This is a genomic window from Candidatus Thiodiazotropha sp. AKAK3, assembly GCF_058244645.1.
This window is the reverse complement of the sequence record NZ_JBSYOQ010000053.1, coordinates 92,809-114,149: the sequence shown is the minus strand read 5'-3', so window position 1 is coordinate 114,149 and position 21,341 is coordinate 92,809. Positions and strand designations below refer to the sequence as shown.

At 40.5% G+C, this 21,341-nt stretch carries 24 protein-coding genes; 7 read left to right on the top strand and 17 right to left on the bottom strand.

From position 1 onward, the window contains the following. Positions 1–119: 119 nt before the first annotated feature. The 5 genes from AC4IE7_RS12955 to AC4IE7_RS12935 form a co-directional block, all read right to left on the bottom strand. Positions 120–1,175 carry a phospholipase D-like domain-containing protein gene (locus AC4IE7_RS12955; protein WP_490777270.1) on the bottom strand — a complete coding sequence of 352 codons (1,056 nt, stop codon included), beginning with the start codon at positions 1,173–1,175 and terminating at the stop codon, positions 120–122. A 691-nt stretch (positions 1,176–1,866) separates the two neighbouring features. Then, the gene (locus tag AC4IE7_RS12950; RefSeq protein ID WP_490777269.1) at positions 1,867–2,682 is read right to left on the bottom strand and encodes an SDR family NAD(P)-dependent oxidoreductase; all 816 of its coding nucleotides are present in this window, start codon (positions 2,680–2,682) and stop codon (positions 1,867–1,869) included. A 12-nt stretch (positions 2,683–2,694) separates the two neighbouring features. Next, positions 2,695–3,666, bottom strand: coding sequence for an LLM class oxidoreductase (locus tag AC4IE7_RS12945; protein WP_490777268.1), 972 nt, complete (start codon positions 3,664–3,666; stop codon positions 2,695–2,697). 40 nt (positions 3,667–3,706) lie between these two features. Further along, positions 3,707–4,561 (bottom strand): DUF4437 domain-containing protein, encoded by an 855-nt coding sequence (locus AC4IE7_RS12940; protein ID WP_490777267.1) that lies wholly within the window; start codon positions 4,559–4,561, stop codon positions 3,707–3,709. 118 nt (positions 4,562–4,679) lie between these two features. Next, on the bottom strand, positions 4,680–5,666 hold the full coding sequence (locus AC4IE7_RS12935) for a zinc-dependent alcohol dehydrogenase family protein (RefSeq protein WP_490777266.1): 987 nt from the start codon (positions 5,664–5,666) through the stop codon (positions 4,680–4,682). Positions 5,667–5,829: 163 nt separating this feature from the next. Here AC4IE7_RS12935 and AC4IE7_RS12930 point away from each other — a divergent pair, with 163 nt between their 5' ends. From AC4IE7_RS12930 to AC4IE7_RS12915, 4 genes are all read left to right on the top strand, one after another. Next, on the top strand, positions 5,830–6,738 hold the full coding sequence (locus tag AC4IE7_RS12930) for a LysR family transcriptional regulator (protein ID WP_490777265.1): 909 nt from the start codon (positions 5,830–5,832) through the stop codon (positions 6,736–6,738). 85 nt (positions 6,739–6,823) lie between these two features. Next, positions 6,824–7,312, top strand: a complete 489-nt coding sequence (locus tag AC4IE7_RS12925) for a DUF4399 domain-containing protein (RefSeq protein ID WP_490777264.1) — start codon at positions 6,824–6,826, stop codon at positions 7,310–7,312. 177 nt (positions 7,313–7,489) lie between these two features. After that, a complete protein-coding gene (locus tag AC4IE7_RS12920) occupies positions 7,490–8,254 on the top strand; it encodes a MipA/OmpV family protein (RefSeq protein ID WP_490777263.1) in 765 nt (254 codons plus the stop codon). Between the two features lie 459 nt (positions 8,255–8,713). After that, the gene (locus AC4IE7_RS12915; RefSeq protein ID WP_490777262.1) at positions 8,714–9,526 is read left to right on the top strand and encodes a CPBP family glutamic-type intramembrane protease; all 813 of its coding nucleotides are present in this window, start codon (positions 8,714–8,716) and stop codon (positions 9,524–9,526) included. A 65-nt stretch (positions 9,527–9,591) separates the two neighbouring features. Here AC4IE7_RS12915 and AC4IE7_RS12910 read toward each other — a convergent pair whose 3' ends face one another. Together AC4IE7_RS12910 and fae are read right to left on the bottom strand one after the other, a co-directional pair. After that, positions 9,592–10,617 (bottom strand): helix-turn-helix domain-containing protein, encoded by a 1,026-nt coding sequence (locus AC4IE7_RS12910; RefSeq protein ID WP_490777261.1) that lies wholly within the window; start codon positions 10,615–10,617, stop codon positions 9,592–9,594. Between the two features lie 241 nt (positions 10,618–10,858). Then, complete coding sequence (gene fae / locus AC4IE7_RS12905) at positions 10,859–11,407, bottom strand: formaldehyde-activating enzyme (RefSeq protein ID WP_490777260.1); 549 nt, start codon at positions 11,405–11,407, stop codon at positions 10,859–10,861. 450 nt (positions 11,408–11,857) lie between these two features. Between fae and AC4IE7_RS12900 the strand changes: the two genes are divergently transcribed. From AC4IE7_RS12900 to AC4IE7_RS12890, 3 genes are all read left to right on the top strand, one after another. Continuing rightward, positions 11,858–12,391 (top strand): DUF2058 domain-containing protein, encoded by a 534-nt coding sequence (locus AC4IE7_RS12900; RefSeq protein WP_490777259.1) that lies wholly within the window; start codon positions 11,858–11,860, stop codon positions 12,389–12,391. Between the two features lie 295 nt (positions 12,392–12,686). Then, the gene (locus AC4IE7_RS12895; RefSeq protein WP_490777258.1) at positions 12,687–12,917 is read left to right on the top strand and encodes a hypothetical protein; all 231 of its coding nucleotides are present in this window, start codon (positions 12,687–12,689) and stop codon (positions 12,915–12,917) included. 93 nt (positions 12,918–13,010) lie between these two features. Next, entirely contained in the window at positions 13,011–13,607 is a 597-nt protein-coding gene (locus AC4IE7_RS12890; protein ID WP_490777257.1) for a hypothetical protein, read from the top strand. Between the two features lie 46 nt (positions 13,608–13,653). Here AC4IE7_RS12890 and sctT read toward each other — a convergent pair whose 3' ends face one another. The 10 genes from sctT to AC4IE7_RS12840 all read right to left on the bottom strand — a co-directional run bounded on the left by sctT (position 13,654) and on the right by AC4IE7_RS12840 (position 21,329). Continuing rightward, positions 13,654–14,454: a type III secretion system export apparatus subunit SctT gene (sctT, locus tag AC4IE7_RS12885; protein WP_490777256.1), complete on the bottom strand. Its 801-nt coding sequence runs from the start codon at positions 14,452–14,454 to the stop codon at positions 13,654–13,656. 11 nt (positions 14,455–14,465) lie between these two features. Continuing rightward, positions 14,466–14,735, bottom strand: a complete 270-nt coding sequence (gene sctS, locus AC4IE7_RS12880; protein WP_490777255.1) for a type III secretion system export apparatus subunit SctS — start codon at positions 14,733–14,735, stop codon at positions 14,466–14,468. Positions 14,736–14,740: 5 nt separating this feature from the next. Continuing rightward, complete coding sequence (gene sctR / locus AC4IE7_RS12875; RefSeq protein WP_490777254.1) at positions 14,741–15,400, bottom strand: type III secretion system export apparatus subunit SctR; 660 nt, start codon at positions 15,398–15,400, stop codon at positions 14,741–14,743. 4 nt (positions 15,401–15,404) lie between these two features. Further along, on the bottom strand, positions 15,405–16,304 hold the full coding sequence (locus AC4IE7_RS12870; RefSeq protein ID WP_490777253.1) for a hypothetical protein: 900 nt from the start codon (positions 16,302–16,304) through the stop codon (positions 15,405–15,407). Between the two features lie 20 nt (positions 16,305–16,324). After that, on the bottom strand, positions 16,325–16,945 hold the full coding sequence (locus AC4IE7_RS12865; protein WP_490777252.1) for a response regulator transcription factor: 621 nt from the start codon (positions 16,943–16,945) through the stop codon (positions 16,325–16,327). A 10-nt stretch (positions 16,946–16,955) separates the two neighbouring features. Further along, positions 16,956–18,044 (bottom strand): sensor histidine kinase, encoded by a 1,089-nt coding sequence (locus AC4IE7_RS12860; protein WP_490777251.1) that lies wholly within the window; start codon positions 18,042–18,044, stop codon positions 16,956–16,958. Next, complete coding sequence (locus AC4IE7_RS12855) at positions 18,035–18,562, bottom strand: hypothetical protein (protein ID WP_490777250.1); 528 nt, start codon at positions 18,560–18,562, stop codon at positions 18,035–18,037. The genes AC4IE7_RS12860 and AC4IE7_RS12855 overlap by 10 nt, the downstream gene beginning before the upstream one ends. A gap of 339 nt (positions 18,563–18,901) precedes the next feature. Beyond that, complete coding sequence (locus AC4IE7_RS12850) at positions 18,902–19,525, bottom strand: hypothetical protein (protein ID WP_490777249.1); 624 nt, start codon at positions 19,523–19,525, stop codon at positions 18,902–18,904. Then, the gene (locus tag AC4IE7_RS12845) at positions 19,525–19,923 is read right to left on the bottom strand and encodes a hypothetical protein (RefSeq protein ID WP_490777248.1); all 399 of its coding nucleotides are present in this window, start codon (positions 19,921–19,923) and stop codon (positions 19,525–19,527) included. Before AC4IE7_RS12845 ends, AC4IE7_RS12850 begins: the two co-directional genes overlap by 1 nt. 71 nt (positions 19,924–19,994) lie before the next feature. Then, positions 19,995–21,329 carry a FliI/YscN family ATPase gene (locus tag AC4IE7_RS12840; protein ID WP_490777247.1) on the bottom strand — a complete coding sequence of 445 codons (1,335 nt, stop codon included), beginning with the start codon at positions 21,327–21,329 and terminating at the stop codon, positions 19,995–19,997. Between the last annotated feature and the right edge of the window lie 12 nt (positions 21,330–21,341).

The window sequence follows — 21,341 nt, the reverse complement described above, 5'->3', positions numbered from 1 at the left end:
TTCCAATATTAGAGAATGACCGAATGTCATAGTACCAAGCTGGAAGCCAATCAGGTTCAAGAAGAGTCTCTGCTAAGTCGGCTCTTGGCATGCGCATGAGCCATTGAGCGCTTCAATTTCTAGATTGCGCGCCCACAATCTTTAATCATCCGCTCAATCTCATCACAGGCATAGCGTGCTATTTTCCGCTGAGCTTTCTGTTGTTTTATTGTTGATGCATCAAAACTTCCCAGGATAATGATGTTCTCATCATTCAACAGATTAGCAGATCCGGTATAGTTAAAAGATCCCGCAATCACTACCTGGTTATCGAGCACCATTAACTTATGGTGCACCTTGCCAAGCTTGTCTTTATTCCCTGCTGCAAAGAGCTTTGCTCCCTGCTTGGCTAAAGTCTTAACCGGAGACCAATCCTGAGCGCCCTGTTTACTGTCGAAGACACCTTTGATCGGCATGCCAATATCCAGAAGGCGTAACATGGTATCGTCGATTCCCGAACTCTTCGCAAATGTGAAGATCGCAAAATCGATCCGCTGTCGGGCCTTCATCATCTGCTTCATGATCTCCATTTCTGGATTATGGTCAGGCGCAAACAGGATTTTGATCGGGATATCTGAGACAACGAGTTCTTTTGGATGGGGATCATGTCCTTCATTACGTCGACCAAACCGCCCTTCCTGGATCTCTTTGAACTCCCGCGCATAGACTTTTGCGACTTTGGGGTTTTCAACGATTACAATATGATTGAGGTTTTTATGAGTTCCCGTGGGGGTGAAATTGGTAGAACCAGTCAGAACCGCTTTCCGATCCCGCACGATAAATTTCTGATGGAATATATTGCTGTTGTAGTCGACCTTAACGTCGATATTACTGCGTAAAATTGCATCGTGAATCTCTCGATTAAGCTCATTCTTGCCGCCGGGATTCCAGGGATCAGCTTTTGGAGGGGTGCGTTTCAGATAACTCTGTTCGATGACGAGCTTGACTAGCACTTTACGCTGACGTGCCGCAATGATCGCCTTGGCGATAGGCTCGCTTTCCAACTCCTGCACTGCGATTTCCAGACGTTTCTGAGCCTGATTGATGAAGTCGACAACCACCTTCTCGAGATCGTCTGGCGCCCCCTGGGCTTGTGGCCCAGCGAAGAAAGCGACCTGCCCGACCCGTATTCCCATGGGTCTCTCTCCTCTTTATCTGGTGTTATTTAACAGCCACATCACGTTCACTGGTGAGCTTAGTACATTTCCAATGAAACTCAACACTGTAAAAATAAGATTTAACAACTATTTAAATGTGGTCGATAGGGTTCAATGTGCCATCTACCAATCAATGACCAACAACTGACAAAGAGAAGATATGTCGATTTATAGACTGGCCAACACAGCTGTGGATTGGCTAACGGAAGAATAAAAAAGTTGGTATGTTTAAGAACTGTAACAGGCAGTAGTGGGCCACTCGGTAAATTCGGTCTCCCTCAGCCGCATCACAAGCGTCATTCGCATTGGCAATGCGAACGTAGGACTAGCCGTTGCTATGCTGTTGGTTTCTATTGCTGATTTAGAATTGAGACATGAAAAGCATCGTAAAGCAGAGGGTTACGGCTAGAAAAAACCTACAAGTCATCAGTATCTCAAATAGGTGGGGAGAGAAACTCCCCTCTCCCCACGCGGGAGAGGGGCCGGGGGAGAGGGGGAGAATGAACACCCTATTTCCCCCAACAATCAGCAAGATAAACATAAACAATCAAAGCAGTTTTTCTTTTTCAACTACATGAAACGCTTCGCGTACACCCTCTCCCCAACCCCTCTCCCGTAAAGGGAGAGGGGCTTTCAGAGTTGTTCTGAGAAGATTGAAAGTTAACAGGCCCTAAGCAATATCTATATTCGCCAAAGCGGCTTCGATTGCGTCTATCACCTGTTCCGATTTTTTTACATTAAGTGCATCACGATGTGGTGATGCGAATTGGCCTGCATCGTTGTCAAAATAGTCTCCTGAAGCATCCTCGAATTCACTGGATAGTGCGGCACGGATAAGAATATCCATGCCGATGCGGATATCCTTGCCAGCCATGCCAAAGCCCTCTTTTACCATTTTGGTCGCGAGCAACGATCCTGGATTGACTGCGATGAAAAGCGGGCCCTTATCTTTGAGTGACAGTGCCATAGTGCGTGACCACATAGTCAGGGCCAGTTTACTTTGTGCGTAAGCGTTTAAATCATCTGAAATTGTTCTTCGTCCCGCCAGGGCCTCCAGGTCAACTGGTGACTGTGCAGCGGAAGAGAGATTGACCACACGGGCCGTCGGCCCAAGTAGCGGCAGCAGTCGCTTGGTCAATAAATATGGGGCGAAGGTGTTGACTGCAAACCTGATGTCAAAGCCGTCGTTAGTGATGGTATCGTTGGTGCGCAAGATCCCCGCGTTGTTAATCAGGACATCAAGTCGACTGTGGCGTTCGCAAATCGCCTGAGCAAACTTCTCTACTTCGGCCATTCGTGATAGGTCGGCCAGATAGCTTTCAAGCTGCCCACCATCCGTTAACTCTGAGATTGCTTTTTCCGCTGCTTCCAATTTTGCTGGGTTACGCCCATGTAGCAAAACCCGATGTCCCAGGGAGTAGAGCTCTTTGGCCGTTTCAAGTCCTATACCGTCAGTGGAACCGGTAATTAATATGGTCTGCTGCATTTTCTTATCTCCTCACCCCGAAAAGTCCGGCAATAACTCATCGGCAACACGTTGTAGAGTTGTCTCGATATCGGCCTGATTAAAGCGTAGGTTCAGTGCCACATGATTCATACCAATATCCTCCAAGGATTTCAGATAGGCACGTAAATGGTTCATTCCGGAACGGAAACCCAGGTGGATAGGCTGAGGTGGTGCATCCGGCTCGTCCAGCAGATCCACATAAAGTGATTGGAGAGCAGGTTTGGCATGGCCACCCACTGCTTCAATACGCGCCCGCCAACCATTAATGATTTGCCTCTGTGTTGCGATTGGGCGTGGATAGGTTATCCAGCCTTCACCGTTGCGTGCGATCCAATCAGGGTCTTGTTGGCTGCCCCCGGTGATCAACAGCGGTAGTTTTCCTGATGGGGGTTTAGGTAACATATCCATACCACCACCGAGTCTGCCATAGCTGTTTTTGAAATCCGGACACTGCTCCCACATGCGCTGGATATATTCAAAGCTCTCTCGAAAACGGTCGCCACGATCATCAAATGTTTGATTGAGGGCTGGATACTCCTCTGGACGATCACCAGAAGCGACACCAAGAATAAGGCGTCCCCCTGAAAGCGCATCAATAGTCGCAGCTGCTTTGGCTACATGTGCTGGATGACGAAGTGGCAAAACAATACTGGCGACACCCAAAGCAATCTTATTTGTCTGACCTGCCAACAGTCCAAGATAGACGAAGGGGTCAAACATCTGACCTGCATCCCCGAATGAGGGCACGTTGAGTGGCACGTCGCGCAACCATACAGCAGAGAAACCAAGCGCCTCAGCCAGACGTACCCGTTCAATATGTCGCGTCATCGATGGTACAGGCCCATGTGGATAGGCCTCCAGCGGTACAACGAGTCCAAGGCTCAAGCTGTTGATACGGAAAGCTGAGTTGTATCCACGATTGATGGATTGGAACTCCTCTTTATCGACATGCTTTGGCATCATATTTTCCTATTCCAAATTTGATGACATAAACCAAGTATTGCTACTTCTTGAGTCGAGTCGGAATGATCTTGAACTTGCCATCCGTGCGTACGTAGAGAATGCTCTCCTCATCAACATGAGACGAGATAGAATGTACTGATTCTTCTTCAGAGCTGAAATAACTACCCGGTTCCAAGGTCTTGCTGTCTGCTTCACTTACTAAATACTGCGGATGACCTTGGGCAACTACAGCACGGAAGGTTGTACCCTGAGAGTGTATCTTTCCAGTAAACCCGGCTGGTAGCTTAATCAAGAATCCACTCAATTCATCTCCATTCGGGTTACCCCAGAGAAGGGCTATCTTGGGTTCATTGGCAGAGGTTGATGTTCCAGGCTGGTCACCCCATGATGTGTTATACGCATCAAACCAAACAATGTTGGATGAATCCACATTAATTGGCCTTTCCCCACTATCAAATGCTTTCTTTAAAGGAAGAACGAGATAGGGCCCCTTCTCAATCTCTATGTACGCTACATTGGTTCTCGCCCTGGCAGCGGTAATATGCACCTCTCCTTTTGGCTGTGTCCAGAATGAACCTGTTGGCATCCACATCTCAGCAGCATTGGGATCATCATTGTGAATGAGGCCACTAATAACCACGCCTCGATAAGAGACATTGTGAATATGCGGAGGCGACGAGAATCCTTCGGCAAATTTTACGAGAAAGCCTGTTGGCACAGAGCCCTTGCGATCACCCCAAAGCGTAGCAGCCAATGGACTCTTGTCACCACGGGCTGGGTTGAGCTGTTCCCATTTAACATCTGACGCCAAGATAACTTCTTTAATTTGTTCGGCTGCAACCTGCATACTTAAGCAGATGGAGATTATGACGCTTACATATCTTAAACTTCTCATCTTAGGCTCCTTTAACAATCTGAACTTATCAAGAAAATATTAAACTCTATACCTTGTTATGCTTGGCATAGAATTGAGCTGGTGCGGGTGACTTCAATATCCCAATGCCGCCATTGCCTTAGATTTCTACCACAACCTTACCAATGGCTTGTCCGCTGGTCAGGCGGTCGTATGCTTTACCAACTTCTTCAAAACCAAATTGCATCTCATCGAGCAATGGCTTAACTGCACCCAGGTCAACAATCTCAGCGAGCTTGGTGAGGATCGCTCCGTGTTCTTCCCTTTTGTGGTTATACAACATTGGAATCAGCATGAAGACAACATGTAGCGACAGGCCTTTAAAGTGCGCTGGGGACAAATCCAACTCCAGTAAAGATACCGTAGTGGCTACCTGTCCATTCAGTGCAGCTGCTGCAAAAGAGTTCGTCATATTGGCTCCACCAACAGAGTCAAAGATGACATCGAAGCCGGCACCTTCGGTATATTTAGCGACATAATCGCTGACTTTCTCTGTTTTGTAGTCAATGGCAGTGGCACCATACTTTCTGATGATATCCATCGCCTTCTCGCCAGAGCCTGTTGCATAGACGTCAGTGCCATAGTGTTTGGCTAATTGCACAGCAACATGCCCTACACCACCAGTACCACCATGGACCAGAACCTTCTGTCCAGCATGAGTATCAGCCCGTTGCAAACCTTCATATGCGGTAATCCCTACCAGTGGCAGCGCTGCCGCTTCACGCATAGTTATGGTCTTCGGTTTATGGGTAATCAGTTTTACGTCGGCCTGCATATACTCTGCCAGCGTGCCTTGCAGATCTGCGAGTCCGCCGGCACAGCCATAAACCTCATCACCTAGAGTGAAATCGGTAACGCCCTCACCAATAGCTTCTATGGTGCCGGCAAAGTCCATACCGATTATGGCGGGTAGATCAGGCGAAAGCGGTAGATCATTGCCCATTTGACGGATCATGGTATCTACTGTGTTCACACTGGTAGCAGCGATGCGTATTCCCACATGCCCAGCTTTTACTGCGGGCTGTGGTAACTCAGTTAATTGGAATTCAGAATTGGAACCATATTCATTGAGTACCATAGCTTTCATTGAGCTTCTCCGAAGGATTGTTTGGTTGGTCCATATAGTTGAATTACTTCAATTGGCACTATTTCTCTCCAATTAACATCTGTATTGAATAATAGTAATTGTTCTGAAATCATTAAAAAATGGTTTATAATTGATTTCATAATTCGTAAAATGGATATAATCAATGGATACCGAAAGTGTTCGGTTATTTGTCCTTGCATCAGAGAGACTGAATATCAGCGCGGCGGGTCGTGAACTGGGCATGGCGCCTTCGGTGGCCAGTGCCAAACTCGCGAAATTGGAAACGACCTTGGGAGCAGACCTTCTGCGTCGTTCGACACGGAAGGTGGCTCTTTCACTGGAGGGTGCAGAGTTTCTGCCCTATGCCAGAGAGATTCTTGCTCAGGAGAATGCTGCACACGCTGCATTGGGGCGAGGTAATGTCACAGCGACAGGTACGCTCAGGTTTACTGCCCCAAGCACCTTTGCCCAGCTCTATATCGCACCAATCCTACCTGAATTCTTGTCCTTGCATCCGGGGATAAGTCTCGATCTGAGACTCACCGATATGGAGTTTGACCTCATCCAAGGCAGTTTCGATCTGGCGCTGCGCTACTCAGCACTTCCAGACAGTAGCCTGAAGGGGCGCAAGCTGGCAGAAGATATCGCTATTCTTTGTGCCTCACCTGGTTATCTGAAGCGATATGGTACGCCAACAGATCCCGATGAACTTGCAGCTCATCAATTAATTGCATTCAAAGACAAGTCACCGATCCAGCTGGTTAGTCGTGATGGAACCACCGGACAATTCAATCCACGTTTGGCCAACAGCCAACTCATAGTCGATGATGGCTTGAGTCAGAAGATCACTACTATTGCTGGGGCAGGCATCTCAATGAACGCACTATGGAGTGTCCACCAGGAACTCGCCGATGGCCTGCTGGTAAGAGTGTTACCTGACTACAAGATCGATAATCAGACAGCCTTGTGGCTTGTCTATCCGAAATCGAATGTACTGACAGCGAAAGTCAGGATCTTCATCGATTTTCTATTGGAGAAAATTGGTGATTCTCCGGCTTGGAGCGCCACCTGAAGATGGCTGAGATATAAGGGGTCTAATATGTCAGTTATTCTTTATATAGGACGCTACACTAGTATGAAGCACCACACTAGGGCCAATGACCCAACCTGAAATGCGTAGTTACTCTCTTTATTCGCCACTATCAAAAGGTCTTGTCATAAACAAAAAACTAAGCCAACTGTTTGCTTTGATTCTGCTGTTGGGACCACTGTCTGCCATGGCCCATACCCCACCGCCTAACGCCCGGGTCTTTTTTATCGGTATCGAGGACGGTGCAGTTGTCGAAAGTCCATTCAAAGTCAAATTCGGTATCGTTGGCTTTGGCATTACTCCTGCAGGTACCAAAGGCAAAATCCGCCACAAGGCCGGGCATCACCATCTGTTGATTGATGTGGATAGACTACCTGATCTCGATGGGCCGATTCCACGGGATGAGCATCATCTCCATTTCGACAAAGGTGAGACGGAGGTGTTGCTGGATCTACCACCCGGTAGACACACCTTACAACTGCTACTGGGGGACGAGGATCACGAGCCTCAGGATCCGGTTTTGATGTCGGAGAAGATCACCGTGAGGGTCAAGTGAATCGTTATTTCCAATCAAGCAGGAGATAGCCAGTTCGGAACTACACGCGAGGCCCTATATCCTGATCAAAACCACTCGTTCCCTCAAATAAAATTCCTACCTGTTCGCTTTTTTACAATTTTTATCCCATATGCCGCTTTATCCTTTAGCCATCATGTAAACAATGAAGGATGAAAAATGATGGCACAAAGATTGAAACTCTATACAGCACTTATTGCTTTGATTGGTGCGGTAATTAGCACACCCTCACTGGCAGAGCTGGATATACAGGTAGGATTGGTAACGGCAGTCAATAGCACCTATTACACCGATTTGGATGAAGAATACTACCTTTTACCGCTGGTGATCGCTGAATATGACCGATTTTATCTGCAAGGAATCCATGGTGGATATCGTTTTTTTCAGGATGATGAAGGCCAGAGTCTGGCCCTGGAAATTCGTCGTACCTTTGATGGATACAGCAGTGATGATATCGATGACAGTGATACCTTAGCTGGTATGGCTGAACGTGACCAGGCCTGGGAAGCCGGCCTAGCTTATGAAGTCGGTATGGTCGGAGGTCAAGCAAAAGCTAAATTGATGCAGGATATTTCTGACACTCACAACGGCTTCTCGGCACGGTTTGAATATGAGCGTCCTCTCTGGACTGGTGATGCCCATATGTTCTCCTGGTATGCAGGCTCAGAATACTGGAACAGCAAGAAATCCGATTATTACTTTGGAGTAAAGCCTGAGGAGGCAACGTCCACCCGGTCTGTGTACACGGCAGATGGTAACTACAGCTTTTTTCTTGGAAGTAACCTTATTAAGCGGATTAACAATAGTGTCACGGTGCTTGCCAGCGTTGAGTACATTCGGGCTACAGATGCGGTCAATGACAGTCCTTTGACCAACAGAGAGGATCAGTGGTCTTCCTATATCGGCATTTTCTATCAGTTCTGAATCATTAAAGAATATCACTGCTGCCCCACTTACTTTAACTATTTCGGCTGTAACTGATTCATTGCTGTTGGTTTCTATTGCTGATTGATAATTGAGATATGAAAAGCATCGTAAAGCAGAGGGTCGCGGCTAGAAAAAACTTACAAATCATCAGTATCTTAAATAGGTGGGGAGAGAAACTCCCCTCTCCCCTCGCGGGATAGGGGCCGGGGGAGAGGGGGAGAATGAACACCCTATTTTCCCCAACAATCAGCAAGATAGATATGAACGATCAATGCGATTTTATTTTTCAACCACATGAAACGCTTCGCGTACACCCTCTCCCCAACCCCTCTCCCGTAAAGGGAGAGGGGCTTTATAAGTTGTTCTGAGAAGATTGAAAGTTAATGGAACAGCAGTGAAAGAAGATAGAGAGTAAATCCGTTCACAGCGGCTAACCAGTTACATAAGGTAAAGACAATGATTAACAACTTTAACTACAAAGGGAAAAACTACTTTCTGGTGGTTTTTTTCAGTACTTTTTTATGTTGGGGTGTGGGGGGCACCATGAGCTTCAGCCCCGATTGGTTAGATTATTATATGTTGCCCATGCTGCTCGGTTTGATGATGCCAGCTATTGTCGCAGTGTTATTTATCTGGTTACAACCTGTATCGGAGATGAAGCGGGATTTCACGCAACGCCTGTTGAGTTTTCGTAATATTCGACCTGGGGTGTTTCTGCTATCCCTGGTTTTAATGCCACTATCTGTTGTGCTTTCTATCTCTATTTCACTCCTGTTTGACGGCTCAATCGATCAGTTTCAACTCTCAGAGGCTTTCTCTTTCAATAGCGGATTTGTGCCGGTGCTACTACTTCTGTTTATTGCTGCGGTTTTTGAAGAGCTGGGATGGCGGGGGTATGGATTTGAAAGTCTGGAGAAGGGACGGAGTTTTCTGTCTGCTTCAATGATCTTTGGAGTGATCTGGTCTTTGTGGCATCTTCCTCTGCTCTGGGTGAATCACTCCTATCAGTATGAGATCTATCAGCTGAGCCCTTGGTATGCAGTGAACTTTTTCCTGGGAACGGCAGTTATGGGCGTTATTATCAGTTGGGTGTGCCATATCAATCAGCGCAGTATTCTGGTAGCTATTCTATTTCACTTTATCGTCAACCTCTCCCAGGAGATGTTGAGTATGACTCAGCAAACAAAAAGCATTCAGACCTTTGTTCTGATAGGATTTGCAGTTGTGATTATTATCAATCAGTGGTCACTGTTTCGTCGTCATGGCTAGCCAATGAGGGCAATAATCAAAACTTGTGGGGGGGTAGCGTTGCCAGTTCCCAGATACCCCCTCCCCTACCAATACCAGAGATATTGGCTATGTTGATCAAGATTGCTTTTCAAATACTGCCCTGGGGTCATGCCAGTGTAGCGCTTAAACTCCTTTATAAAATGTGCCTGATCGAAATAGCCACTACGATAAGCAAGCTCGGTCAAGCTGATCGGCTGGCGCTTGAGCAAGGTCTGCCATAACTGCTGATGAGTACGCTGAAACCTCAAATTACTTTGAATCTGTTTAAAGGACATGCCATAGACTTCTGCATAACGTTTCTGTAGCCAGCGATTGCTTTTTTGATGGTGCTGCGCCTGCTCAGGTAGCGTCTCCTCTACTTTAGGAAGCGGCGGAGTAAAGCCCTTCGGTTTAATAGCCTCTACGCCCAAACTATTTTGGTTACAGAGCTCCAGTCGATGCTGTTTGATCTGTTGCCAAAGCTGTTGAAGAAAGTAGTGCTCAACGATCCGTACCAGCTCCTCTCCACTGTTGGCCGCTTCCATCTCTTCCAGCATCAAACTTGTTCGGGTATGCCCTAGCAGATCGGACAGCTGTAGATCTTCATCAACAAGCTCCTTTGGTGCACATTGGAAAAGTTCATACAACGCCATAGGATATAGATCGACTTTAAGATTTTTTATCGGACGGTTTTGTTCTTTGGTAGCAAGCTGATAGATATCAAACCAGCTACCTAAGCCCTGTTTGATATAGGTGCGCTTCTCAATTACAGCGCCTTGCTTTGCCTCATTCCCAGAGGAAACAGCCTCTCTCTCAGGTTTAGCCTCCGAACCAAAGCCATGTGCCTCTCCACGAATTTCGCTCAGACCACCATAAAACTCTAAATAGATTTGAGTCATAATCGTGGGATAGGCGCGGGTGATCAATTTTGATTCCTGCTCTCTCAAGCAGCCTATGGAATAGGTGTAACCGGCAATATAGCGACTTAACAGGGGATTCTGAGGATTGATTGAGCCAAAATCGGCCCATGACTGATGCTCGTTTTCTTCTGCCAGCCTCTTAAGCCGGTCACTTTCATCAGGGGTAGTCATAGGTGGTAACAGTGTTGATTGAACAAATCGGGATCCCAATTTATTTAACCCAGTTAGTATATCCCTATTACATGGAGATTGAGACTAGATGCTAGTGGGCCGCTCGGTAAATTCTGCAACCCTCAGAGCCACGCTTGTGATGCGGCTGAGGCTTGCCGAATTTAGCGAGCAGCCCACTAGGTCTATCCACTGATTATAGTGAATAGACCACTCATCTATATAGAGCTATGGCTAAAGAAATCTATTTTTTAGCATCAAGCTCTTTTTGATAGTACTTATGCACCAGTTTATCCTGATTTTCAAGAAGATAATCGATGCTTGGCTCATTATTCATGGCCTTCTCAATCGCACGTCGGGTCGCTTCCCGATGAATTCCAAATAGTGCTTCGTGATCCAACTCTTCAACTGTGATAATGCTTGGATTTAACCAGACTGAGACAATAATGCCCAAGTCGTTTGCCTTTTCTTTGGGAATGGTACCGTTCCGAACAGCATCCAGTACCCCATTGGCGATAGCACCTTGCACCGTCCCCATCAGAATATTGGTATAGGCTGTTTTTTTAACAGTCACTTTACTTACCATCAAAGTGGCTGGACGAACTTGCATATCAGTATTCATCAGTGCTAATACGCGCGAGTGACCTTGGACCTGATCTCCCATCAGGTTGGCAAAAGCAGTACCAAATGGCCCATCTAATTCACCGATTACGACTTCAGGCTCGGCAGCTGTGAAGGGTGGCCCGCCTGCGACAAGGGCTTCACCGGTACGCATAATAATTCTTTCGCTCATTGGAAAATCTCCTATTGGTAATAAGATAGAAATAATATTTATGTGGATTTATAGTTTTTCTGAGTTCAAACAAATGGGATGATCAATCGAAGGTGTGCAAAGATACCATGCTTGGTATGAACGAAAAAGCCCGGTCTCAAGAAATCTTAATTGCCAGCACAAGACCCGTAGCCCACCCTAAAAGCGGCGTTTTGATAGCTTGATGTAGACATGCATGTCTGCAGCTAAACCCAACCTGCTTAAAATAATAACAAAACCACCTCCTATCCCACCCAGCAGCTATTGGTAACCGTTTCTTAAAGAAGTATAATTTTCGTTAGGGTATAAGCTATTAATAGAGGTGTCCTTAAGCTGAAAAGTATCGACCCATGGCTTGCTCTAAGGCTCCGTAAACTAAAGAGCGCCCTCCTCTGCAATGAAAAAACAGATCCCGAACCGAGGCTAGATAACGTGGGAAATACACTTCAAGATCAATTGCTAAAAGCCGGATTGATTGATAAAAACAAGGCCAATAAAGCCAGTAAAGCGCTTCGCAAACAGACACGCCAGCAACGAAGCAAAAAAGAGACTGCCCCGCCAACCGCAGAACAGCAGAGACAACTTGAGAAAGCGGCGAAAGACCGCGAACTAAATCTTCGGCGTGAAGAAGCACGAAAACAGAGGGAAATCGCTATACAGATCAAGCAGTTAGTAGCCAATCATCGACACCCTCGCAGCAACAGTGAAGATGACAAGCCCTTCTATTTCAATAATAAGGGTAAAGTCAAGCAGATGTATGTCTCTGCCGAGACTCACAAAATGATAACTTCGAATAGACTCGTCATCGTCAATTGCAATGGTGTTTTCGAATTGGTTCCACAAGATATCGCTGAAAAGATTCGTCAACGCAATCCCAGTCTGGTCATAGATCTGGCCGACGAGCAACCAGCATCTGAGGATGACCCCTATGCGGAGTTCCAGGTGCCTGATGATTTAATCTGGTAAAATCCACAATCATTTGTAGCGAGTGAGTCGACCCTGGATCAGCTCATTTCTATTCTCACAGCAATCTGAATAGGAGATCCATGGGATTAACATCCTGCCCCATAACCTGTACAGGGAGGGGCTATGCTCCACCTTAGTTATTTATAACTGATATTTATTACTGTATTATCAATGCCTTAGATATTTATTGAAATTAATCAAACGCCATTTTGTAACCGCTGGCTAGGGTTATCACCTATTTAAAAGTGTGACATTAGAGAATAGTATTACCCGTGACACTCATGGAGAGATATTTATGTCCACTATCAACCAAATCAATAACTTATCAAATGCTACTGCATCTCAATTAAGCAGTAGTTCAAGTGCGAGTGCGAGTGGAACTTCTCAAAATGCAGATTGGTTTACTGATGACGCCACCGACGCTTCACAAACAATAACGGCATCAGCACATTTTGATAGTGGTACGACTATTGACCAGATGAGTCAGAGCATCCTGTCATGCATTGGTAATATATCAAAACCATAGAATCTCAACACCCTCATCCGAATGCCATATTTCCAACTTAGCGATCAGCCAGATTGGCAGAGCGCAGCGCAGCGCTTGGTCAGTGGATGTAATATGTTGGACGACCTGGATCAACGTATTGGGTTAATGGAAAAACTTTGCTTGGGCCTTGGTGATGAACTCTATCCTGCATTTTTGAAAATTTTATGCTTAGTTGGAAAAAATGGTGACCAAGAGTCTAAACAACTAATTACTGAAACCCTTGTACAATCTTTACTTACTGGTCGGCTTCCATCTGGAAGAATGAGTGCATGGGGTGCAGAATCAAACAGTGGTAATAGTTTATTTGGACAAACCAGAAGTTTAGGGCCAATTGAGTATATATTTACATGGTATGCTCAACCATCTGGTAGAACTCCTCTTCCAGTTCAAGGCTTTCATAAAGCAGCAACAGAACTGGTTGAGTTAATCTCATCCAATCCGAAAGCAAAACAACTTTATTGTACGAAATTGTCTGCGGATATTGAGGATCCGTTGGATGGTTCTTTATCGAGAAAATCTCGTATTGCTATTGGTAGCTTTGTTGAGGCCTGGATGGCTGAGAAATCATCCGAAGAAGTGTTGAGTTGCTTTCTCGACACTTTACAAGGTAACAGTTTAAGTAGATTAAGTAATATCCAATCTAATCTGACATACAACACGAACCGTTAACAATCTAATCTTATAGAATACAATTAATATTTTCAATTTCCATCGCCTACCCTCCTCCGAATAAACCTTTTAGGATTGTTGGAATCTTTTCTGAATGGTCATATAGTTCTGATATTAATAGATGAATTAGAGACGTAATTGTAAAGAACAACATAACAATAGCAGCTAACATTTTAAGAGACATTGATAAAAAGAAAACATTAAATTGTTGCGCATATCTGTTAACAAGCCCCATCATACTATCTATTATTAATACAACCACAAGCATTGGTGAGGCTATTAATAGTGCTAATTTGAAGTAGTAGTAAAACTCTGAACCAAGTATTGAGATACCCGCCTCAGCTAAATCTGGTAACTGATGTTCAATCGGCCAAATATGATAGCTTTCAAAAATAATATTATTCAAAAGCAGTAAACCGCCAGATGTTACAAATATATAGTTAGCCAATCGTGCAAGAAAAGAACCTATAAGTGTTGTTTGCGCTCCTGTCAGTGGATCTTGTACTTGGGCAATTGAGGCGCCAATCTGGTTATCTATTATCTGGCCTGCAGTTTCAAATGCCCATAAAAAGAGACCAAATAAAACGCCAATAGAGATACCTATAATTGCTTCCTTTACAAATAGCAAGATCCAAGCTGATGTATTGAGTGTACCAAGTTCAATCGATGGTTGAATAATAATGGTAATAATTGCTAATGATAAAAATATTGCATTTCTAACTAATGCAGGTACCAGTTCAGAAGTAAACAGAGGTAATATAAAGAATATTATTGCTATACGGGTTGATGCTAAGCTTATTGTTAAAGCATGTTCTGAAAGATATTGAAGAATGTCAAAGCCGTCCATTCTTCTTACTTTTAGTTAACCAGTATAGGGAAGTCTGTAAACAGACGATCTGTGAAATGATATAGAGTGCTACCAGCAAGAGAGGCTGTGACAAATATTGTAATAACGATAGCAAAGAATTTAGCTGCATATTGGAAAGTCTGTTCCTGAAGCTGTGTTGCAGCTTGTATAAATGCTATAAATATTCCTACAAGCGCAGCAACTATAACAGGCGGTCCAGCTAAAACAATAACGAACCATAATGCCTGCTGTGTAATTTTTATTATTTCTTGATCGTACACGACTATTACAAGTATGAAATTACAAGTCCATGAGCAAGTTTTGCCCACCCATCCACCAGCACAAAAAGTAGTAGTTTAAATGGTAAAGATATTACTGTAGGAGATAGCATCATCATACCCATTGCCATGAGAACATTTGCGATAACCAAATCGATTACAATAAAAGGTAAGAATATAAGAAAGCCTATTTGAAATGCTGCAGTTAGTTCACTTATAGTGAAAGCAGGTATCAATACGATGAAATCATCTATCAGTAATTCATTGGTATTTCTATCTTCATCTTTAACCATACGTTTGATGGATGAAAGAAAAAACTCTCTTTCTTTAAGATTTGAATGCTTCGATAAAAATTTCCTCATTGGTTCTTTTGAACTATTAACAATTTCCAGAATTGTACTTGTATCTTTAAGTGGATTATCTATTTGAGATATTTGTTCATGTATCTGTTTCGTGACTGGGTACATCACATATATTGACAAAACAAGTGCAAGTCCATTAATAATTAGATTGGGTGGTACTTGTTGAAGACCTAGTGCATTTCTTAGTAGGCTTAGTACAACAACTATTTTTGTGAACGAAGTAATCATTACAGCAACAAAGGGTGCTAATGCAAGGATGACAACTGTTATAAGTGCAGATGAAGGGGAAAATTGAGTTAAATCCATATAACTATTCTAATTTAGAGTCTATAAATACGCCATAACCACTAGTAATTTTGAGTAAATGTCCTGTGGCTACAAGTTTACTGTTATTCTTTATATCTATTTTGTAATTGGTAAGTGATTTGCTTAGTAAATAATCTGCTTCCTTTTTCCATCCTAATACCATATCTAATGGTAACTGAATCTCATTATCTACAATAATAGTTAAATATTTATCATTTTTAGTGATATCAGCCTGATCTCTATTGTTGATAGTATTAGTTTGAGTATTATTAATAGATAGAGTTCTTATATCATTACCTATTTTACAATTTAAATCATTTGGTAGTATATTACTCTTATTTATTATTGTTAACCATTCTGTGGAAAATGATTCTGGTACTAATAAAATATAACCAGGTTTAAGTTCTTCTACACACTGGGTGCTTAAGGTGTTACTAGAGAGTGAGAGACTAACGTTTGTAAGACTTGTCTCAATTGTAATATTTCTTTTAACTAGCTCATCTGGATATGGAAGTAAATTTAATATTTCGTTAGAGAATGCAATAATTATTTTACCATGACTTTTATCACTATATTGTTTATCTACTTTTAAAGTAATATAATTATCTTCATTGTTTTGTTTAGTAAATGGTCTAAGGTTTAAACCAACCTCAAGCCAATCCTCTATTAATCTTATGATTTCTTCCTCACGATTGATAGTTTTAACCATTTCTATAATTGTATGCTTATAGAAGTTGTTAGATTGGTCATATGTACTATTACGAAATATACCAATTATTAACTTCCCATATTTACTGTCTGTATGAAACCAGAATATATTATCAGTAATATAATCTGACACAGAACAAACAGACATATCTTCATAATCAGAACGTGAATTATCGAGTGAGTTAGATAGTGTCATTGTTATCAATAGGTTAATATTTAGTTTATACTTTTTGTTATGACCATTTTCACTAATTCTGCAGCAGTAGTTGCATGCATTTTAGTCATTACTCGAGAACGATGTAGTTCAACTGTCTTAACACTTATACCTAAGTCTAGAGCAATGACCTTGTTCATTTTTCCAGCAACAATCTCATTTAATATTTCACTTTCTCGTTTCGTTAAGTTACTTAATCTTGATTGGTACTCTACATCTTGAGAGATTGTAATATCACTTTCATAACAGTTAGTACTAAAAGCACAGTCTAAGGCAGTATTTAACATATCAAAATCCAGTGGTTTTTCTAAAAATGTGACTGCGCCTTTTGACATAGCTTCTACTGCTAGAGGTATATCTCCATGACCTGTCATATATATAATTGGTATTAAGATATTTTTTGATAGAAGATTTTCATGGAATTCTAGGCCACTCATATTTGGCATTCTTATATCAAGCAAACAACAACTATTTGATCTGTTAACTTCATTTTCTAAATTATGAAGAGCTTCGTAGGGATCATTAAATTTAACAACCGTATAGCCAGCCCCTTCAAGGACCCATGAAGTTGAGTCACTAAATTCTTTGTTATCATCTACTATATATACATAATGTTGATTCATGTTATCTATCCTATGCCAATAGAGGCAACATGATATGAGAAGTACACCCTCTATTATTGTTTTTAGTTAACCAAAGCTTTCCCTTATGTAGTTCTATAAATGATCGGCAGATATTCAAGCCAATTCCCATACCAGAAGACTTATTTGAAGCAAACGGTATAAAAATATTACTTGCTTCTTCATCAGTCATACCCTTTCCATTATCCTCGATAGATATTTTTATATTATTATTATCGAGAGTTGTGTGAATTATAATTTTATTTTTTTTATTATTATCTATATTTGCATCCATACCATTACGTATAAGATTAACTATTACTTGTTGCAACATCAGTTCGTCACCATATACTATGACATCGCAAATATGATTATAGTGACTAATTTCCACATTTGTATTACGCATTTCCCAATCCATGAGTGAAATACATTTTGCAATAAGTGACTTGATATTTACATTAGATAACTTAGGTTGCCTGGTTTGAGTATAATCCCTTATTCTTGTTATAATATCAGCCGTAAATTTTGTTTGTTCGATTGATTTATCTATTGCATTTATTATTTCATGATCAATATTTTCTATATTGTTGAGTCTTGCTCTTAGCCCATAAAGTAAATTGTTTATCGTACCAATTGGTTGATTTATTTCATGCGCAAGTGTAGAAGCCATTTCACTTACAGTAATACTACGTGACGTAAATAATAATTTTTCTCTATCTTCTAGATACCTGGTATTTGCTAGTAAATTATTTTGGTTTTTATTAAGTCTCAAAACCACAACCTTTTTTTCTATGATAAATATCTCAATGACATACTCATGACAACTATATTCTTGTCTAATGTTTTTTAACAAAGACTTTTTTACTAAGTTTAACATTTCTAATGATTGATCTTTAGATTTAGTGATGGCATCGCAAGTAGAAGAGAGACTACTCCCAACACTTAAATGATTAAAGTCACCAATAAATTTTTCTGACATCCATACTATTTTATCTGATAAGGTGTCGAACATTACTGTATTATCGTGATTAGAAGATAAGTCGTGATGGTATTTACATATATCACTAAATTGACATAAAGAAGGCGTGTGTATCATTTCCATATCTTAGATAATCCTGGTATATGTAATTTTATATTAGTATTATTAGTAATCAAATTATCATTATCTAGATTCCAATCAAGGCACAATCCATATAGAACTGTGTCTCCATAGTCAATGCTGATCTTACGCAATGGAATCTTATTACTAAGTGTCATTACATAAGATATGTTAAGCCAATCAAGAGTATATTTATAACCACCTATATGAAGAAATGTTGGATTATTATATTTTTCCAAATTTCCTTTTTTAGAAACAATAGAAATATCTGATATTGATCTTATTGGCTTATCATTATAAAACGGTATTACTGTTAAGCATTGTTTACAGATAAGATCAGTACCATATATATACTCGAAAAATAATATTATAATATAGGAACTGCAATACTCAATAGATTGCATATATTTGTGTATGTTAGTGATAATATTGACTTGATAATCATACAAATTATCAATACTTGTATCACTATTGTTTTCTTCTACTGATTCCTTAATTTCTCGATCATTATCTTTTTTCAACTTAGATTTAATATTAACATTTGACCTTCGTGTTTTGTTCAATGTTGAATATTGAATATTGAGTTTATCGAGGTGGCATGAGGATAAATTAAGTTTTGAAACACAATTTGTGTATTTACTATTAGTACTTATATTTACAAGACTTTGTAAATTATTTATATTCTTATAATTGCTTGTACTTTGAGTTGAATTCGATCTTGCTATATTTTTTATACTATTAGGTACTGTATGCTCTATATGATTTTGAAGAGAATCAGATATCATGTTTCCTACATGAGAAAAGTTTATAGAATTAGAGATAACTGACATAATCTTATACTGGCTATTAGTATTTTATATTTAAGTATTATTTTCCTTTTTTATTGCTTTAATTGAATAATTATTAGACTGTTCACTGTTCCCTATAATCCATCCTTTTTTTGAGAGTCTATCATTTAATTCATTTAAATAAGTTTTTATCTGATTTTGATTTATGCTACAAGAAAGTATTAGATCAACATCTGATACTTTTTGTAATGTGAAATCTATATTTTGGTTATGAATACTCTCTGTTAGAGTAAATATCCAAGTTTTCATAGTTGTATTGTTAATATTACATAGTATTCTATCAAAGTTTTTCGTAAGATCTTCAATATTATTAACGTTAATATGAACCGAATCAATATGACTTATGTATTCAGGTATTTGGCTAGAGTTATTTGCATATAGGTTTAGATTGTTTATTTCAAAATAATTCCCATCACTTTCTTCGCTTTCTGATTGAAAACTCATGATTTTCTCAATATTTAAGATATGATTAGGTTTAGTTTCACACAAACCATATTCAGTTTCATCTTCACTATTACTACTATTTGTATTTTTACAATTATCCAATATAATATTGAATAGCTTATCATATTGACTTGCATTATCTTTTTGGTAAGATTTTGATATTTTTACACCACTGTTCTCTATAGTTGTCATTAGTTGTCTCCTTGCCGCATAATGTCTTCCTGTGAATACTCATCTTCTTTATTTTCCATGACTGAAGATCTCGTAGAAAGAGTACTTTTCAGATTATTATTTAGTAAAATATTTTTTTGTTTTTCTTTGTTCCATGTTTTTTTTCGTTCACTATATTTATGTTCAGATTCGGTTTTAGTTGTGACTTCCTGTTCATGATAATATTCATGCATCTCTAAATCATAATTCAGCCAAAAGTTTCTTACATGTACCCGTTCTCTGTGAGTTGGTGACTCTGATACATACTTTTCATTACAGTATTTTTTTAAAGTGTCTTTTTCATTATGAATAGTTGTTATACTTTTATTTCTTTCTGATAAATTGTGACAGGCATCAGAATATGCTTTTTTTTCAATCATCAGCAATTTTTCCTGTACCCTAACTCTTATCTTTTGTAACCTGGTCAGTTTTTTGAGTAATTCAACATCCATTAGGAGGCCTGTTCTTCAGTTGCTATATTACTTAATTCTGTAATTACTTTATCTAGCTCATAATGTGTATCACAATCCTGCTTCAAAAAATCGAGTATATAATTAATTTTTTTAATTGCCTCATCAGCAAGATCATCACTACCTTCCTCATATTCTCCTACTTGTACAAGAAACTCTATTTCATAATATTTTGATAGAAGCGATCTCAATTTAGATATATAACTTCTATGTTTTGAATTTGTTATTTGGTTGATAAGTCGACTTGTACTTTTTAAAATATCTATAGCAGGATAGTGATTTTCTTGTGCTAATTTACGTGTCAGTACTATATGTCCATCAAGTAATGATCGAACTTCCTCTGCAATTGGATCATTACTCTCTTCGTCTTCTACTAAGACTGTGTAAAATGCGGTCATTGTTCCTCTATTATCGTTACCTGACCTTTCAAATAATTTAGGTAATTCTGCAAATACGGATGATGGAAATCCCCTTCTGACTGGTGGTTCACCGATCGATAATCCGATTTCTCTCAGTGCTCTAGCAAATCGAGTGACTGAATCCATAAGTAACAATACATTTTTACCACTTTCGCGAAAGCCCTCTGCAATGGCAGTTGCAGTATAAGCTGCTCTTAGTCTCTCCATTGCTGGCCTGTCAGATGTGGAGACAATTAAAACTGATCGTTTTAAACCCTCTTTAGTTAAAGTGTGATCTATAAACTCACCAACTTCTCTACCCCTTTCACCTATTAATGCAATGACAATGACATCTGCTACTGCATGTCTTGCTATCATAGACAAAAGTGTTGACTTTCCTCCTCCAGCCGGTGCAAATATACCCGTTCTTTGTCCCACACCTAACGTCAATATCGCATCTATAGAACGTACACCTGTATTCAATGGCTTGTTTATTGGATTGCGTTTTAAAGGAGAAGGTGCCTCTCTATAGAGTGGCACTTCCTGCATTTCTGTCGGAAGAGGTAAATCATCCATAGGTTCTCCCATACCGTCTAATATTCTTCCAATTAATTTATCTGAATATTTTATAGATGATTTTTCTTTTACAACAGTTACTATAGAATCTTGTGCAATCCCATGTAAATTACTTAGTGGTAGAAGTATTGCATTATCCCCAGTAATACCGACGACATCAGCATATATTCTATTATTATTAGATTTATCACTAATCATGCATTGCTGACCAATGCGTGCATTGATTCCACAGACTTTAATTGATGTCCCATATGCCTCTACTACTCTACCTTTTCGATGTAGAGTATCGATGTTATTGATTACTGACTTAAATCGTCGTTTTTTTGTTTCAATCTCAACCATAATATTACTTCT

What these genes read in the sequence shown, in the direction of transcription:
- AC4IE7_RS12955 (WP_490777270.1), bottom strand. Translation starts at nt 1,175, where the DNA reads ATGGGAATACGGGTCGGGCAGGTCGCTTTCTTCGCTGGGCCACAAGCC.
- AC4IE7_RS12950 (WP_490777269.1), bottom strand. Translation starts at nt 2,682, where the DNA reads ATGCAGCAGACCATATTAATTACCGGTTCCACTGACGGTATAGGACTT.
- AC4IE7_RS12945 (WP_490777268.1), bottom strand. Translation starts at nt 3,666, where the DNA reads ATGATGCCAAAGCATGTCGATAAAGAGGAGTTCCAATCCATCAATCGT.
- AC4IE7_RS12940 (WP_490777267.1), bottom strand. Translation starts at nt 4,561, where the DNA reads ATGAGAAGTTTAAGATATGTAAGCGTCATAATCTCCATCTGCTTAAGT.
- AC4IE7_RS12935 (WP_490777266.1), bottom strand. Translation starts at nt 5,666, where the DNA reads ATGAAAGCTATGGTACTCAATGAATATGGTTCCAATTCTGAATTCCAA.
- AC4IE7_RS12930 (WP_490777265.1), top strand. Translation starts at nt 5,830, where the DNA reads ATGGATACCGAAAGTGTTCGGTTATTTGTCCTTGCATCAGAGAGACTG.
- AC4IE7_RS12925 (WP_490777264.1), top strand. Translation starts at nt 6,824, where the DNA reads ATGACCCAACCTGAAATGCGTAGTTACTCTCTTTATTCGCCACTATCA.
- AC4IE7_RS12920 (WP_490777263.1), top strand. Translation starts at nt 7,490, where the DNA reads ATGATGGCACAAAGATTGAAACTCTATACAGCACTTATTGCTTTGATT.
- AC4IE7_RS12915 (WP_490777262.1), top strand. Translation starts at nt 8,714, where the DNA reads ATGATTAACAACTTTAACTACAAAGGGAAAAACTACTTTCTGGTGGTT.
- AC4IE7_RS12910 (WP_490777261.1), bottom strand. Translation starts at nt 10,617, where the DNA reads ATGACTACCCCTGATGAAAGTGACCGGCTTAAGAGGCTGGCAGAAGAA.
- fae (WP_490777260.1), bottom strand. Translation starts at nt 11,407, where the DNA reads ATGAGCGAAAGAATTATTATGCGTACCGGTGAAGCCCTTGTCGCAGGC.
- AC4IE7_RS12895 (WP_490777258.1), top strand. Translation starts at nt 12,687, where the DNA reads ATGTCCACTATCAACCAAATCAATAACTTATCAAATGCTACTGCATCT.
- AC4IE7_RS12890 (WP_490777257.1), top strand. Translation starts at nt 13,011, where the DNA reads ATGTTGGACGACCTGGATCAACGTATTGGGTTAATGGAAAAACTTTGC.
- sctT (WP_490777256.1), bottom strand. Translation starts at nt 14,454, where the DNA reads ATGGACGGCTTTGACATTCTTCAATATCTTTCAGAACATGCTTTAACA.
- sctR (WP_490777254.1), bottom strand. Translation starts at nt 15,400, where the DNA reads ATGGATTTAACTCAATTTTCCCCTTCATCTGCACTTATAACAGTTGTC.
- AC4IE7_RS12870 (WP_490777253.1), bottom strand. Translation starts at nt 16,304, where the DNA reads ATGACACTATCTAACTCACTCGATAATTCACGTTCTGATTATGAAGAT.
- AC4IE7_RS12865 (WP_490777252.1), bottom strand. Translation starts at nt 16,945, where the DNA reads ATGAATCAACATTATGTATATATAGTAGATGATAACAAAGAATTTAGT.
- AC4IE7_RS12860 (WP_490777251.1), bottom strand. Translation starts at nt 18,044, where the DNA reads ATGGAAATGATACACACGCCTTCTTTATGTCAATTTAGTGATATATGT.
- AC4IE7_RS12850 (WP_490777249.1), bottom strand. Translation starts at nt 19,525, where the DNA reads ATGACAACTATAGAGAACAGTGGTGTAAAAATATCAAAATCTTACCAA.
- AC4IE7_RS12845 (WP_490777248.1), bottom strand. Translation starts at nt 19,923, where the DNA reads ATGATTGAAAAAAAAGCATATTCTGATGCCTGTCACAATTTATCAGAA.
- AC4IE7_RS12840 (WP_490777247.1), bottom strand. Translation starts at nt 21,329, where the DNA reads ATGGTTGAGATTGAAACAAAAAAACGACGATTTAAGTCAGTAATCAAT.